This window comes from Bdellovibrio sp. HCB337, from assembly GCF_047302465.1.
Lineage (GTDB): Bacteria > Bdellovibrionota > Bdellovibrionia > Bdellovibrionales > Bdellovibrionaceae > JACMRP01.
Map to the genome: position 1 here is coordinate 3,912,658 of NZ_CP178621.1, position 15,223 is coordinate 3,927,880.

The following is a 15,223-nucleotide window of genomic DNA, read 5'->3' on the forward strand; positions in this document are numbered from 1 at the left end:
GCTCCCTTTTTTATTTCTAACGAAGCGAACCAAAATCGCTGATCACGATTCCCGGGCTCTCTGTATTTTGATGCAGAAAATAGAGATGATTCTGAAAAATCACACTAGAATGGGACCCTGTACTTGCAGGCTCCCCCAATGCATATCGATTCGCAACAAGCTCTTGTCCCTTCTTATACCAATAAAAGGTATTTACCTTTACGCCGCGATGCCAGGAACTCGTCACTCCGTAAAAGCCTTGATTGTCGGTGCTAAGAACCCCTTGAAGCATCACGCTTTTATGTGGGGTGACGTCTTCAAACTCTTTTTCCCAAATAAGTACTCCGGCGCTTTTTCTGAAAAATCGTGAAAGGGATTTATTCTCTACGAGGTTTGTGTAAAGAACCGCCACACTCAGGTGGCCTTTCAGAGCAGAAAAACTCATTGCAGAGATTGAAAAGGCATCCGCGACATAACCTGATTCGAAAACCATTTCCCAGCGATCTTGCCCAAAGAAACGAAACACACGCGCAGCTTTATCGCGTACCCCATACACGTAAACATCATTACCATCGACAAGCAGACCACTAAGGACTCCAATATTTGGTAGCGGCATTTCTTTCCATTGATTTTGGCTTAAACGATACAAGCCGTAACCCTCGTCGCTTGAAAAGCTTCCAAGCCACAACTCTCCGGCAGAGTTAAAAGCCATTTCGATTTTGGGCCAGACAAATCTTGAAAGCTCTGGGCCATATTTGATCAGACTATTCTGAGGTCCCACTTTGTAAACTTGAACAGCCGTCGGAGTAACTTCACGAAGAACATAGGCGGTATTATTATAGATAGTAAAACTAACGATCCTTTGAAAAAGCATCGACCCTGGTTCTGTCGGACCATAGTTCAATTCTAAAATTGAAGCCCATAATCCAGAGCTACTAAGCTTCACGATCTGATAGCGGTGCTGACGAACGGTCAAACTTTCATCCTGAAGATAGCCCGAGCCTCCGATATACAAAGCATCTTCAGTCACATCTGTTTTAATATTACCGACGTCTTTAAGCGGAACTTGGCTTTTTTGCGCTTCCGTTGCAGAAACTTTGCCTTTTTCACTCCAAACGACGGTCTTATCATTCGGCAGTCCTGGCGGAGATAGAGGCGTAGAATTCTTTGGCGCACACGCCGCAAAAATTAGAAATAGAGCTAAGCAGATATAACTAGAAGATCTCATCAAGCCCCCCGGTTTGTTCAAGCAAAACTTGGTCGCTTAAACCATAGTAAACTCAGGAGGCCTTAGTGAGGCAAAATATATTCTTGAAAGAAGCCTAGCCGACCGCGGATTTCGCGTCGAAGGCATCACGAACAGCAAGATTGATGTTAATCAACAAAGTCATGGTCAACACGAGCGCTCCAGAAGGAGCCCAAACCAACCACTCTGCAGTAGTGAAATAGCTCTGTGCTTGTCCGAGCAATTCCCCCCAACTTGGAGTTGGTGGTGGAAGACCTAGTCCTAGGTAATCCATGATAGACAAGCTTTCGATATTTCCTGCGATAGCAAAAGGACTCAAAGTAATAATCGGAGTCAGCGCATTCGGCATGATGTGTTTGAGAATCACACGCTTGTGCGTAGAACCGATCGCTTTTGCAGCCTCAACATATTCCCGCTTACGAAGACTTAGGAACTGACCACGCATGTAGTGAGAAATCCCCGTCCAACCGAAACACATACTGAAGAAAACCAGCAAATAAATATTCGGTTTAAAGATTGAGATCAAAGTGATCAAGATGAAGAATGCCGGGATACTCTCGAAAACCTCGATCAAGCGCATGCCGATGAGATCTACTCTTCCGCCCATATAACCCATGCCTGCGCCGATCCCACAACCAATAAGGTAAGTCAGAAACCACACGCCGACAGCATATATAAAGGTATAGCGGAAACCATAAAGCAAACGAGTCAGGACATCACGACCACGATCGTCTGTTCCGAAAAGATTATATTTCGTTGGAGGCGCTGGATAGGACTCCACCGCAGAGTTACTCTCGTAAGGATCCCATTGGATCACAGGCCACATTGCCCAGTCGTTTTCGCCCATTTGCAAAGAGCGATAGTCCATCACCTGAATGTCAGTACGTCCGAACAAAGAAGGATGGTAGTCTTTCACCAAAGGAAAATACACCTGACCTTGATAACTCATCATGTGCGGTTTGCTATTGGCCCAAAATTCTGCGGTAAAGCTAACAAAGATCATGAATGCAAAAACAAAAACCGAAATCACCGCTGCGCGATTGCGCTTGAAACGGCGATAACGCTTCAAAGTCAGTTCACTACGAATCAAGTACTTCTCAACAAAGTTCATCATTTGAAGTCAATCCTTGGATCCACCAGCACATACACGATGTCACTGAAAACACGACCAAACACAAGAATTAGAGAAGAAACAAAGGTAATACCCATGATGACGTTATAATCACGCACCATCAAAGATTGATAACCCAACAAGCCCATACCATCGAGATTGAACATACGCTCAATCACCAAAGAGCCGCTTAGGAAAACGCCGAAGAAACCGGCCACGCCAGGCACAAGAGCAATCAATGCGTTTCGCAAAGCATGCTTGTACATAACCTTCTTTTCAGAAACACCTTTCGCACGTGCCGTACGAACGTAATCTGACTTGATAACTTCCAACATGGAGTTTCTCATCAAGTAAGAAAGGGTCGTGAAACCACCAATCATGTAACAGGTCAAAGGCAAGATAAAGTGATGAATACGATCTACAAACTGTCCCCAAGAAGTCAGTTCATCATAGTTATCGGACTTCAAACTTCCGATCGGAAACCAGTCCAATTTTCCAGCAAAGACAGTAATCAAAAAGATACCTAATACTAGCGGAGGAATCGCATAGGTGAAATTCAGCAGAAGGCCCGTTCCCCGGTCAAACACCGTTCCGGCCTTCAAAGCCATCCGCATGCCTAAGGGAATACACACCAGATAGGTCAGGAATAATGATGTCAGACCAAATTGCATGGAGACTGGGAATTTACTGATAATGACGTCCATTACGGGCTCTTGATAAGTAAAGCTCTCGCCAAAATCTAGGCGCGCGATATTTTTGAGCCAGATCAAGTAACGGACGTGTACAGGCTTATCAAAACCGTATTGCTTTTTAAGAGCCTCAACAACTTCTTCACTAACGCCGGATTCACGAAGCCTACCAGAACTACCGCCTTCGCCTCCGCCCATGTTCGAGCCGAAGCGAATCGCTTGAAGTTTCTGTTCAATAGGACTTCCTGGAGCCATGTTGATCACAAGGAAGGTCAACAAGGTAATTCCAATGAAGGTCGGGATCATCAGCAATAAACGACGGATCAGATAAACGAGCAAGTTCCCTACTCCTTAAAGTCCTATTGTTTTGTCCACCAGTAATCAACACCTACGCCGTATTTGAAAGTCTCTGCAGGCATTTGAACCTTCGCAGAGTTTGCGTAGAAGTCGAACTTGTCGTTGAACATGAATACGTAAGGCGCATCAGCTGCGATCTTTTCGTAAACGTTGTTCAAAAGTTTGATACGTTTTTTCTCGTCTTGAGTTTGACGAGCTTCATCGATCAATTTGTCCACTTCTGGATTTTTGTAATAGATGAAGTTAGAGCCACCTGGAACTGCGCTTGCAGAGTGCCAGATTTGTTTTGGATCCCAAGTGATGTCTCCACCACCCCAGCCCAAAGAAACGGCGTCGAAGTTGCCTTCGTCCATCAATTTCAAGAAAGAGTTCCACTCAAGGTACTTGATTTCCATGTCAACGCCGGCCTTTTTGAGGTCTTCGCGGTACATAGTCCAGTACTTCTCGTTGTCTTTATTTGGATGGATCAAAGTGAATTTGAAAGAAGTCTTCTTTCCACCAACAGTTTTATCAAGAACACCGTCTTTATCAGTGTCTTTCCAACCAGCTTTTGCAAACAAGTCAGTTGCTGTTTTTGGATCGAAAAGAATCGGCTTTACGCTCTTAGCAGCATATTCGCTCTTCACGTAAGTAGGACCTGTTGCCAAGTCAGCCATTCCAAAACGGAATTTTTTGTTCATCTCTTCACGGTTCATCAAGTGAGCCAAAGCAACACGAACGTTTTTATCTTGGAAAAGTTCACGACGAAGATTCCAACCTACGAAACCGTAAGATTTAGGAGCAGAGTTTTCAACTTTGTGTTTGAAGATTGTTTTGCCCCAAGGAGCGCCTTCAGTCTTCTTCACATAAGATTCTGCACGAAGAGAGATGTAATCAAGGTCGCCTTTTTTAGCGCGCTCAAGAATCACAGCTTCTTCTTTATAGAAACGCATGTTGATAGACGCAAAGTTGTAAGCGCCTTTCCAAGTTTTGTCGTCTTTAGCGTACCATTTGTCGAACTTCTTCAAAGTGATCAATTGACCACGCTCGAATTTGTCCAAGCTGTAAGGGCCGCAACCGATCAAAGTACGAGTCATCTTTTTAGACTTCTCAACGTCGCCGTAGATGTGTTTAGGAATGATTGTCAAACCAGCGATAACGTCGAAGTTTTTGAAGTAAGTGTCTTTTGCAGTCACTTTCACAGTTTGTGGATCAACAACTTCAACTTTTGCGATACCTTCGTAGTAAGGACGCAAGTGAGCTGCTTGGTAAGCAGGTTCGAAGATAGCGTCGAAAGAGAATTTTACGTCTTCAGCAGTAACGGGTTTACCGTCATGGAAAAGAACGTTTTTACGAAGATGGAATGTGAAAGTCTTAGAGTCTTTAGAGATTTCCCACTTTTCAGCAATGCGGGATTTCCATTCATAAGTTTCAGTGTCACGAGCCAACAAAGAATCCATTACATAGCTTTGAACTGCAGACGCATAAGTGTCTGTGCTAGATACTGGATGCAACGTCGGAGGCTCACCGCCTAGGTTCAAGTTAAAAACGCCACCTTGAGGTGCGTTTTCGTTGGGGGTTGCGGCCAAAGCTTGTGAGCTAAGTCCTACAACTAAAACAAGGGCCAAGAACTGTCCCATCATTTTCATCTTTGTTTCCTCCAAAGAAAGTATTAACTAGGGAACCTCGACGGACCCTAAAGTGGACCTAAAATCAGGGAAAGCGCTAAAATAATCAAGCCATTGCTCATTTTATGCGCTGCAAAAGCATGATCATGAAATGTTTTCTTTTTGGCAAAATAGGACCATAAAGCGAGCTCACTCTGCGAAGGAGAAACTATGGATAAAACTCAGAGCAAATTTGACCCCACTACCACCATTTCTTCCGAGTTCGGCATCTTTGGAATTCCTCTAACCGAGGAAGAATCTCTGGTCACCCTGGTTCCCGTACCATGGGAAGTGACAACTTCTTATGGCCGAGGCGCTTCTGATGGTCCTCGCATCATTCGTGAAGCCAGTGAACAGATCGATCTGTTTGATTTCGAAACCGGCAAGGCCTATGAGTCCGGCTACTTCATGCGCGAGTTCCCACAAGAGCTCAAAGACATGAACGATAAATACAAAGAAAAAGCCCAAGAGCTTATCGGTCTTCGCACAAGCCTCAGCGAAGACACCGCTCGCATGGACAAACTGGCGGCTGAAGTGAATGCTGCTTGTGAAAAAATGACAGCGTGGGTTTTTGATCAATGCAAATCTGTTTTGAAAAATAAAAAGCTATTGGGACTTGTGGGTGGAGATCACTCAACACCATGGGGTGCCATTCAAGCAGTGGCTGAAGAATACAAAGGAGACTTTGGTGTTCTTCACATCGATGCTCATGCGGATCTTCGCAAAGCATATCAGGGTTTCACTCAATCCCACGCTTCGATCATGTATAACGTGATGACTGGCGATAAACGCCCTAAAAAGCTAGTTCAAATCGGCATTCGCGATTTCTGTGAAGAAGAGTTTGATTTCATCGAAAGCCGTAAAGACATCCGCACGTTCTTTGATATGGAGTTAAAGCGTCGTCTTTTGGCGGGCGAAAGCTGGGCGCAAGTTTGCCAAGACATTTTGAAAGAGTTGCCACAAAACGTGTACATCTCTTTCGATATCGATGGTCTTGATCCTGCATTCTGCCCAAGCACAGGAACTCCAGTTCCTGGAGGCCTTAGCATCGATCAAGTTTTCTATCTCTTTAACGAGATTCACAAAAGCGGCCGCAAGATCGTCGCTTTTGACTTGAACGAAGTTTCCACAGGAGGCGAAGAAGAAGCCGAGTGGGATGGCAACGTCGGCGCTCGCGTGCTTTATAAACTGTGCGGTTGGCTGGTGAAAACCAACCAGCGCTAATGAACATCTCTTCAATCCTTATTTTAATAGCGGCGATGCTCTCGATCCAATCGGGGGCCGCGCTTGCTAAGCAGCTCTTTCCCCTTGTTGGACCCAACGGAGTCACTCTTTTAAGAACGTCTTTGGCAGCTCTCATTCTGCTAGCGATTTGGCGTCCGTGGAAAGCTGTGTGGACAAAGCAGCAGCTGCAAAGAGTCGCTTTGTACGGAGCTTCTCTTGGATTTATGAATCTACTTTTCTATTTGTCTCTGCAATACATTCCATTGGGAATTGCGGTTGGACTTGAGTTCACGGGACCTCTTGCGGTGGCCTTGCTAGCTTCTCGCCGCGTGCTGGATTTTTTATGGGCGCTTCTTGCGGGAGTTGGCATCGTCTTGATTCTTCCCTTAACCGAAGCGTCGGCCGGTATCGATCTTAAAGGTGCTTTGCTGGCATTAGCAGCCGGGGGATTTTGGGCTCTTTATATTGTTTTTGGCAAAAAGGCTGGTGAAGGCACCCATGGCGGCCAAAGTGCTACGATGGGAATGGTGTTTGCCGCGCTTGTTTCTTTCCCGTTTGGTGCGATCGATGCCGGAACCAAGGTTTTGGATATGACGATCCTACCTTTGGGTCTTGCTGTCGCCGTTCTTTCCAGTGCGATTCCTTATTCCTTAGAAATGATTTCTTTAAAGCGCATCCCTATCAAAACCTTCGGGATCTTGATGAGTCTTGAGCCCGTCTTGGCAGCTTTGGCCGGAGCGGTCTTCTTGAAAGAGTATTTGTCTGTTTTTCAGATGGCAGCCATTGCCTGTATCGTGATTGCATCTTTAGGAAGTACATTGACCGCCAAAGAAGTCGTCGTCACTACTGACATTTAGTCCCCGCTGTTTCTGGGCAAAAAAAAGCCGCGCTTCTTCAGCGCGGCCTATAAATGCCTTAAGTATCGGGGTAAAGCTCGTAAGAGCTATTACTAGCGAGCGTAGCGTTTGTTCACGGATTCGCGGATCTCTGCGCCTTCAATGCTCAGACGAGTCCAAGGAATCGCGCGAAGTCTTTCAGCTTCGATCGGCTCTTCTGTTTCTTCACAGAAGCCAAAGCTTCCGTTTTCGATGCGTCCAAGAGCGCTTTCGATTTCGAAAAGCTGTCCACGAAGTCTTTCGTGCATATTTAAAAACTCGGCTTCAGCCAGAACTCGCACGGTTTGGTCGGCTTCGTCGCCTCCCTTATCGTCGTTATCCAAGTTTAAACGAGCTTCCTTAACTCTATTAAGGATCTCCGCTTTCGCTTGAACCAATTTCTGCCTGCATTCGCTGATCAGCTTTTCTGATACTTGCGTTTGTGCCATCTCTACCCCCTCGATTATTCCCTCAACGTCGAAGTGCCAATTTGGAACTGACCTATTAATCACCGGCCATGAATTTTTTGCAAGAGAAAATCTTAAATTAACTTAAAATTAAATAACTCACTGATTCCAAAGACAAAAAGCCCCTTAAATGAAAATAACGCCGCAATGGACGTTTTCACTCTTAAATTTAGGTGGCTACTTCTTAAATTCTATTTAAGATTCGTCCAAATTTCCTTACAAATTTGCAACGCGTTATAAAGCTGGACCTTGGCTAAGCCCTAAGGGTGTTTAACAGGCTTAATATATGGAGAGGCCCCATGGCTTCTCATTTTGAGACTGTCTGTTTGTCGGCAGGGCCTTTAGATATCAGTAGATCAGGAAGAGCCTCTCGGGCTCTGGCGGCGGGAACTATGCTAATTTTCAGCGGAATATATATAGAAAGAAAAAAGGATCTCCGGACGGCGTTTACAGAGATTTAAAGAGGATCCCCCCACAGGATCCACATACCGTCGGAGATTTCAAAAGAACAACCCCAACACGAGAGTACAAATCATCTTCGGGACTTCAAACACTCTATGGCTTTTGCGATCACCTGATCTGAAGCCTGATTCAATTTAATATTGAGTTTCTGAGCATTCTGTCCACGAAGACGAAATGCCTTCGCGCTTTCATTCATGTTCGTCACTGCTTCTTTAGTTACTGGCTGCCCCAAAGTAGCACTCGTAGAAAGAGTGTCTGAGTAACCTTCCAAAATAGATGCAAAGCTAGAGTGGTTGCCAATCAGGCTGTCAGAGATGTTTTGCTGAGCCTTTTGCATAGCCTTAAGGTCTTCGGCAACTTCCGCACATTGAGATGCAGCTTGTGCACTTGTGATCCATCCTGTGATTACAATTAAAGACCCTAATAACTTTGTCATCGCTGAGACTCCTCTAAGATGCCCCCATGGCATGTCGGGAACTAAAGCAAGGGCCTTGCCACTTGAAATGAGGCTCAGATCGATTTTAGAGGGGTTTTAGAGGACGTTTTTTGTTATCCTCGGAGAAATTTTTCAAACTCGTCTTTGGATTCGCCAGCTGTGTATGGCCACAGTAAGCGCGCCAAATGGCGCTTTCCGCGCTCGACACTGCGTTTGCCCGGGGTCTTCTCGGCACTTTCAAAGAATTGCAAGAAGGTCGTCGCCATCGCGAGAAGAGTTTCCGAGATGTATTGCATTTCATCAGCGTCTTTAATTTGAACCATTTTGCCTTCACGCACCCAACGACGATAAAGAACTTCCATCAGCTTCATCATTTTTTGTACGTGATTACGCCACATATTTGCCAACGCAATATCTTTGCGGCGCAAAGAGTACATCTCACGATGGAAGAAACGATACTTCCAGTAGAGCTCGAAATTTTCATCAATGAATGCCAAAGGATTTTTGCTGCTGCCTTTGCGGAAGCGCCAAATTTGATATGTCTCTTTGCACATGCGCTTGAACAACTCGATGATGATTTCTTCTTTATTGTCGTAGTGGAAATACAAATTGCCGGGACTGATATCCATAGCTTTTGCTATGTGATTTGTCGTGACAGCGACAACTCCGCTGCGATTAAAAAGATCAATGGACGTGAGTAGAATGCGCTCTTTGGTTTTCATCGCTAATTGAAATATTATTTTTTTGCTTCAGTGTCACTAGCTTTCGAAGGTGCTTGCAGCATGGTTTTCCAGTCCTTGGTCTGGAGACAAAATATCTCTTTATCAGACAGAAACTGCCGCAGGCCTTGTTTGTCGAGGAAATCTGGTGTTAGACTGAATGAATGAAGTTAAAATCACGCAGCGATGCACGTTCTAAGTCTTTAAAATTCCTATTAATTCCTGTTGCCATGATGGCGTGCGCATTTCTCTTTTTTAGAACCAATTCAGGTGAAGAAACCGTTCGTGAAGACAAACTGAAAAGCCAACTCGAACAGCGCGTAGAAATCTCGAAAGGCATTGGCAGCGCCATTCGCAGTAATAAGTTACCAGAGAATATGGAAATGGAGTGGGACGGAAAACCCGTTAAAGCTCAACTGAAACTCAGCATCGATGGTGAATTGCAAAAAGAAGCTGAAAAGCTCTTGAGAACATATAAACCAGACTACGCCGCCATCTTCATGATGGATGCGGTTTCTGGAAGAGTATTAGCGATGACGAGCTTCCAAAAAGATGATCCTAACGCTGAAAACTGGAATTTAAAGTCTAATTTCCCAGCGGCTTCCGTATTTAAAGTCGTAACCGCAACAGCGGCTGTGGATAAAGCCGGAGTATCTCCGCAGCATAAGATCCACTTCAACGGCGGGAACTACACTCTGTACCGAAAAAATGTGATGTCCGACAAAGTGAACAAGTGGACTCGTGCTATTACTCTAAAGGAAGCCTTCGCTCGTTCTATCAACACGGCGTTCGGTCGCTTGAGTCTTGAAACGCTTCATCCTGTCGATATCAATGATTACGCGAATCGTTTTATGTTCAATCAAGAAATCCCTGCGGACTTCCCGATTGAAATGGGTGTCGCATATGTTCCGCCTGAAAGAAGTTTTGAACTGACCGAAGTTGCCTCTGGTTTTAATAAAACCAATCGCATGAGCCCCGTTCAAGGCGCGATGATCGCCGCAGCCGTTGCGAACGAAGGCAAAATGGTGATTCCTTACTTGGTTGAAAACATGAAAGACGATCAAGGCCAAAGCCTCTACCACGCAGAAACTCTGGACAACGGTCACATCATGACAGCAGAGTCTGCTATGAAAGTTCGTGAGTTGATGGAAGAAACCGTGACTGCAGGTACTTCTCGCAAGTCTTTCAGAAATCTTGTTCGCAATAAGAAATTTAAAACGATCGAGATGGGTGGAAAAACCGGACACTTAACTGGTGAGAATCCTCGTGGCCGTGTGGATTGGTTTGTGGGTTACGCTATGGACGATACAAATCGTGTCGCAATCGCAGCTGTTTCTATTAATAAAGAAAAATGGACTGTGAAATCTGCAGAGCTGGGTAAGAACATGTTTAAGAAGTTCTTCGGCCCTATCATTCAAGACCGAATGATCTCTTCTTCTACGCCAGCAGCTGGCCGTAACTAGTTTTAACTCTCCGAAGAATCGTCTTTCTTCTTCGGAGTCTCTTCATCGACAATTTTAGTATGTGTGATTTCAAGAGGCGTGACGTTCACGACTTCGGCATCACGCTCGTGACGAGCCTCTTCCTCAAAAGGAAATGGCCCACGATTGCTGTAAGTCCTCGCACCACCAAAGCCCCCCGCCTGTGTTCCTCCGAAACCTCCAGGGAAACCGCGGACAAAACTAAAGCGTGAATTCGATAAGCGTTTAAAGATGTATGTTTTAAAAATAAAAACCGACAAATGTCGGAACAACGGCAATATTAAAAACACCGCCAGCACGCGTGTTGTGAACATCGGAATGATCAGAAAAATGCTGCCAAGCAAGATCGCTCCGCGATGAAGCATACGATCGCCCGGCAATTGTCCCTGCGCAAAACCCACTTGCATGGCCATCATCATACTTCGACCAGTTAATGAAAACATCACAGCTCCTAAAAAGCTGGGAAGCAGATAGCCTAAGAACACATCCCAAAAATTAAAAAAATGCAGGAAGGTTGTAAAAGCCAGAACTTCCAAAATCACTATGGGAAGTGGAATGAAAAACATGCTGTCTCCTTTAAACCTTCAGAGTCGCAACCACTGGACAGTGATCGGAGCCTTCTACTTGATCTAAGATATCCGCAGACACCAAAGATTTTTCCAAACCTTTTGAAACACAGATGTAATCAATTCTCCACCCACGGTTCGGAATTCGTGCCAATTCACGATACGACCACCATGAATAACGTTTGGCTGCATCCGGATGAAAATGTCTGAATGTATCGATAAAGCCTAATGCCAAGAAAGAATCAAACCACGCGCGCTCTTCCGGTAAGAAACCGCTTTCTGTAGAAAGGCGTTTAGGATCATATACATCAATCTCTTTATGAGCGACGTTGTAATCACCGACGACAACGATCTCGCGACCCTTGCTCAATTTTTCTTTCAGATGAACATTCAAGTCCTTCAAGAATTTCTGTTTGAAGTGGTGGCGTTCGTCGCCAGAGCCGCCGTTCGGAAAGTAAATATTGTAGAGGTCGAACGAACCATGATCTGTCATCACGATACGCCCTTCTGAGGAATATTCTGTTTGCCCCCAACCGATATTATTGTGGGCAGGTTCCACATTCGTAAATGTAGCAACACCCGAGTAACCTTTGCGAACCGCCGACGACCAATAGTAATGCTTATACCCCAAGTGACGAGCTTCTTCTTCGACCTGATCTATATGAGCTTTTGTTTCCTGAACGCAAAAAATATCAGGCTTCTCTGTTTTCACAAAGTCCGCCAAGCCCTTTTTATAACAAGCACGAATGCCATTCAGATTCCATGAGATGATTTTCATTTTGACCCCTCGCTCTCTTGCTGCAAAAAGTTCTAGCAACAATTAGAGTATCGAACACGAAGAACAAGCATTAACATCGAGCATTATGAGCCCGATGTAGGCAAGGAGATATACAATGCCAATGATCGGTCAACCAGCTCCACAATTTTCCACTCAAGCTGTTTTTGATGGCGGCGAAATCAAAAATATTTCTCTTTCTGACTACAAAGGTAAGTGGACTGTTTTGTTCTTCTATCCTCTCGACTTTACATTCGTTTGCCCGACTGAGCTGACTCAGTTTCGTGAATTCTTGCCAGACTTTGCTAAAGCAAATGCGGTGATTGTCGGCGCCAGCGTAGATTCTGTGCATTCTCACAAAAGATGGCTCAGAGACGATCTTGGCAATCTTGGGTATCCATTGATCGCAGATCTTACAAAACGCATCTCTAAGGATTTCGGGGTTCTGCTTGAAGACCGCGGTATCGCGACTCGCGGAACTTTCATTATCGATCCAGATCAAAATATTCAATACATGGGTATTCATAACACCGCTGTTGGCCGCGACGCTAAAGAAGTTTTGCGCGTCCTTCAGGGCCTCCAAAGCGGCGAGCTCTGCGGTGCTGGCTGGAAAAAAGGCGATCAACACGTAGTTACTCTGAAATAGATGAAAACTAGAACCGACTTTCTTGCGCAGTTGAAAAAATCGTTTCCGGGCTTGCAAAATCAACCCCTGGAAACTTTGGTGTCCGAGAACTTGCTTTCTCCGTTCACCATTCAACTGCCTGAATCGGTTTTGAGACAGGCGCAAAAAGCCGTCGAAGTTCTATTTCGCTTGCGTGAAAACCAGAACTACATCAACTCTTACCGCTCTGACCTTGATCAAAGAAACATTCCTGATCCTGGCAACAAGTCTATTTGTATGAGCTATGACTTTCACGTCACTGCCGATCATCAAATCAAGCTCATTGAAGTGAATACGAATGCTTCGTTTCTGGCGTTAGGCTGCGAGATGTATAAATCCTTTGGCAAAGCTCTTCCAGTGAAGGACTTTTCAATGGACGAGCTTCGCAAAGATATCGAAACCGAAGTTCGCCTCTTAGGAAAAACCCCATCTGGTCCGCTCAAGGTTTCTATCATTGATGAAAAGCCCCCAGAACAAAGACTCTTTATCGAGTTCTTAGTTTATCAAGAGTTATTCAGCCAATGGGGATGGAAATCCCAAATCCAAGATTTCCGCGATGTAAATCCGACGGACGTTGATTTTATCTATAATCGCCACACGGACTTCTTTTTAGAAGGTCCCGAAAGCGCAACTCTCAAAAAGGCTTTCCAAAACAAGGACAGCTGCTTTTCGCCAAACCCATTTGAGTATTTTCTTTTAGCCGACAAGCAACGCATGATTGATTGGACCCAAGCTGAGAACCTCGCCAAGTGGCAAGTCAGCACTGAGGACCAAGCGGTGATCCATCAAGTGGTTCCTGCCAGCAAGAGCCTTGAACATGGCAATAAAGATGAGGTTTGGGGGCAACGTAAGGGTTACTTCTTTAAACCAAAGAATGCCTTTGGTTCAAAGCAATCCTACAAAGGGGCGTCTATCAGTCGTAAGGCCTTTGATGAACTGATAGGACAGGATGTGATCGCTCAGGAATACGTGCCCGCGAGCGAACAAACGTTTCCAACGCCAACCGGTGATCAAGCTTTCAAATATGATCTTCGTTGCTACGCCTATCAAGGACGTTTGCAAATGATCACAGCAAGACTTTACCAGGGGCAGGTCACGAATCTGCGCACACCCCTGGGTGGTTTTGGCTGTGTCGAGTTTAGAACGCAGGGATGATTGAAATCGGAGCAGAGTCTAAGTACTTACCCATTTCAATACTGCAGAGATAAGTCTCACCGTTGTTCATGGTGTATGCTTCATCTCTAATATACGAAGAAGACTTAGAAGTACCGAAATCGATTCTCTTCCAGTCGCCTGTATTATTAGCTTCTTTTACAAACATGATTTTATTTTGGCCAACGAGTTGAGGCCAGAACCCAGTTCCATCGACTTCCATGATAAATGGATCATTGCTCTTACGCTTTGAATCCAACATGGTTCTTTCGAGAATAACCTCGGGTTGTTTTTGGTTTACGCAAACTACTTTCGCGCTGAAGAATTCCTTTTCCGTTTTAAGCCATCCTGCTTGAGCTTGGCAGGCCATCAAAGCCGCCATTGCAATTAAAAGCTTTTTCATAACACTATCCTTTTAGTTAAAACGGTCCGCTCTATTAGAAGCAACATCTATGCTGGCCCCTAGAGACCATAAAATGGATCTTGCATGGCAAAGTTTTAGGCATAGGCCGGAGAAAGGAACGAACGTTCCCTATGAAAAGGATAGGTCATCGTGGCAATTTTTAGAGGGACTTCACAGCGTCGTACTTGATAGACAAGTACTGAGTCACATCTGCACTGTCTTTAGAAACAACGACTTCGTATTGGTTTTTACCTAGTTGATAGATACGATAACGACCACCAAACTTCATCAGAGCTTTTTCCAAGCTTTCGTTTTCTGAGTAAGCTAGGCTGCGTTTGTTCCAAACAGAAAAACCTTCTTTATCTGCAAGCATTTGAAATTGCCACAAGCTCTGTCCGACTTTTTTTGTCGCTGTTGTATCAATCAACGTTGGCGCAAACAAAGAAGATCTGAAGGCTTCAGCGTTCTTTGAAGAGCCACACACGATCTTAGATTTTTCTTTTGGGCTTGTTGCTGTGAACGATTGATATGAATGGATTTTCAAACCGTTGTCAGAGTTTTTCGTTTCCACATAATATTCAGCTTCGTTTGCTACCAGTACCAGTTGCGGGAGCTTTTCGAAGCCGCCGATGATTTCAGGGCGAACCTCTGTAATGAACTCTGGACGTCCCTCACACATTGGGGCTTCGGTGAAACTGAGCTTCATCAAACCTGATAAGAACTCTTTTCTCTCTGCTTGGGTGATAGTCGCGAATAGAACTGTTGTACCAAAAATGAGCGTCAGCACAGATTTCACGGTGGTTTCCTCCGACATTTACTTATCGTGCAATTCGAAGGCCGACTAAAGATGAGAAGAACACGCTTAAAACGAAAAATTAGTTCTAGAATTTTTTATTTAATGCGTAAAATATAATCATGGCGATGCTGTCGACACTAAAACGTATATTCATTTTTTCTTCCAGACTCTGGTC

The 15,223-nt window shown here is 44.8% G+C and carries 16 protein-coding genes; 5 read left to right on the forward strand and 11 right to left on the reverse strand.

Annotation, left to right across the window (positions count from 1 at the left end; translation table 11 throughout):
- Nucleotides 1–16: 16 nt before the first annotated feature.
- The 4 genes from ACLWBB_RS18800 to ACLWBB_RS18815 form a co-directional block, all read right to left on the reverse strand.
- Nucleotides 17–1,207 (reverse strand): hypothetical protein, encoded by a 1,191-nt coding sequence (locus ACLWBB_RS18800; protein WP_413289107.1) that lies wholly within the window; start codon nucleotides 1,205–1,207, stop codon nucleotides 17–19.
- A 94-nt stretch (nucleotides 1,208–1,301) separates the two neighbouring features.
- Nucleotides 1,302–2,339: an ABC transporter permease subunit gene (locus tag ACLWBB_RS18805; RefSeq protein ID WP_413289108.1), complete on the reverse strand. Its 1,038-nt coding sequence runs from the start codon at nucleotides 2,337–2,339 to the stop codon at nucleotides 1,302–1,304.
- Nucleotides 2,336–3,364, reverse strand: coding sequence for an ABC transporter permease subunit (locus tag ACLWBB_RS18810; protein ID WP_413289109.1), 1,029 nt, complete (start codon nucleotides 3,362–3,364; stop codon nucleotides 2,336–2,338). Before ACLWBB_RS18810 ends, ACLWBB_RS18805 begins: the two co-directional genes overlap by 4 nt.
- A 20-nt stretch (nucleotides 3,365–3,384) precedes the next feature.
- A complete protein-coding gene (locus ACLWBB_RS18815; RefSeq protein WP_413289110.1) occupies nucleotides 3,385–5,010 on the reverse strand; it encodes a peptide-binding protein in 1,626 nt (541 codons plus the stop codon).
- Between the two features lie 189 nt (nucleotides 5,011–5,199).
- Between ACLWBB_RS18815 and ACLWBB_RS18820 the strand changes: the two genes are divergently transcribed.
- Together ACLWBB_RS18820 and ACLWBB_RS18825 are read left to right on the forward strand one after the other, a co-directional pair.
- On the forward strand, nucleotides 5,200–6,252 hold the full coding sequence (locus ACLWBB_RS18820) for an agmatinase family protein (protein ID WP_413289111.1): 1,053 nt from the start codon (nucleotides 5,200–5,202) through the stop codon (nucleotides 6,250–6,252).
- Nucleotides 6,252–7,109, forward strand: coding sequence for an EamA family transporter (locus ACLWBB_RS18825; RefSeq protein WP_413289112.1), 858 nt, complete (start codon nucleotides 6,252–6,254; stop codon nucleotides 7,107–7,109). The genes ACLWBB_RS18820 and ACLWBB_RS18825 overlap by 1 nt, the downstream gene beginning before the upstream one ends.
- Before the next feature lie 92 nt (nucleotides 7,110–7,201).
- On the opposite strand, the gene ACLWBB_RS18830 is transcribed toward ACLWBB_RS18825, so the two are convergent.
- From ACLWBB_RS18830 to ACLWBB_RS18840, 3 genes are all read right to left on the reverse strand, one after another.
- Nucleotides 7,202–7,576 (reverse strand): TraR/DksA family transcriptional regulator, encoded by a 375-nt coding sequence (locus ACLWBB_RS18830; protein WP_413289113.1) that lies wholly within the window; start codon nucleotides 7,574–7,576, stop codon nucleotides 7,202–7,204.
- Nucleotides 7,577–8,126: 550 nt separating this feature from the next.
- On the reverse strand, nucleotides 8,127–8,492 hold the full coding sequence (locus tag ACLWBB_RS18835; protein ID WP_413289114.1) for a hypothetical protein: 366 nt from the start codon (nucleotides 8,490–8,492) through the stop codon (nucleotides 8,127–8,129).
- Between the two features lie 113 nt (nucleotides 8,493–8,605).
- The gene (locus ACLWBB_RS18840; protein ID WP_413289115.1) at nucleotides 8,606–9,214 is read right to left on the reverse strand and encodes a TetR/AcrR family transcriptional regulator; all 609 of its coding nucleotides are present in this window, start codon (nucleotides 9,212–9,214) and stop codon (nucleotides 8,606–8,608) included.
- A gap of 161 nt (nucleotides 9,215–9,375) precedes the next feature.
- Between ACLWBB_RS18840 and ACLWBB_RS18845 the strand changes: the two genes are divergently transcribed.
- On the forward strand, nucleotides 9,376–10,674 hold the full coding sequence (locus ACLWBB_RS18845; protein WP_413289116.1) for a penicillin-binding transpeptidase domain-containing protein: 1,299 nt from the start codon (nucleotides 9,376–9,378) through the stop codon (nucleotides 10,672–10,674).
- Between the two features lie 2 nt (nucleotides 10,675–10,676).
- On the opposite strand, the gene ACLWBB_RS18850 is transcribed toward ACLWBB_RS18845, so the two are convergent.
- Nucleotides 10,677–11,258, reverse strand: a complete 582-nt coding sequence (locus tag ACLWBB_RS18850) for an FxsA family protein (RefSeq protein ID WP_413289117.1) — start codon at nucleotides 11,256–11,258, stop codon at nucleotides 10,677–10,679.
- Nucleotides 11,259–11,268: 10 nt separating this feature from the next.
- On the reverse strand, nucleotides 11,269–12,036 hold the full coding sequence (locus ACLWBB_RS18855) for an exodeoxyribonuclease III (RefSeq protein WP_413289118.1): 768 nt from the start codon (nucleotides 12,034–12,036) through the stop codon (nucleotides 11,269–11,271).
- A 115-nt stretch (nucleotides 12,037–12,151) separates the two neighbouring features.
- On the opposite strand from ACLWBB_RS18855, the gene ACLWBB_RS18860 reads away from it, so the two are divergent.
- Both ACLWBB_RS18860 and ACLWBB_RS18865 read left to right on the forward strand, forming a co-directional pair.
- Nucleotides 12,152–12,679, forward strand: a complete 528-nt coding sequence (locus ACLWBB_RS18860) for a peroxiredoxin (protein WP_413289119.1) — start codon at nucleotides 12,152–12,154, stop codon at nucleotides 12,677–12,679.
- Nucleotides 12,680–13,852, forward strand: coding sequence for a hypothetical protein (locus tag ACLWBB_RS18865; RefSeq protein WP_413289120.1), 1,173 nt, complete (start codon nucleotides 12,680–12,682; stop codon nucleotides 13,850–13,852).
- On the opposite strand, the gene ACLWBB_RS18870 is transcribed toward ACLWBB_RS18865, so the two are convergent.
- A complete protein-coding gene (locus ACLWBB_RS18870; protein ID WP_413289121.1) occupies nucleotides 13,836–14,252 on the reverse strand; it encodes a hypothetical protein in 417 nt (138 codons plus the stop codon). The genes ACLWBB_RS18865 and ACLWBB_RS18870 overlap by 17 nt on opposite strands.
- 160 nt (nucleotides 14,253–14,412) lie before the next feature.
- Nucleotides 14,413–15,048, reverse strand: coding sequence for a hypothetical protein (locus ACLWBB_RS18875; protein WP_413289122.1), 636 nt, complete (start codon nucleotides 15,046–15,048; stop codon nucleotides 14,413–14,415).
- Nucleotides 15,049–15,223: the final 175 nt, after the last annotated feature.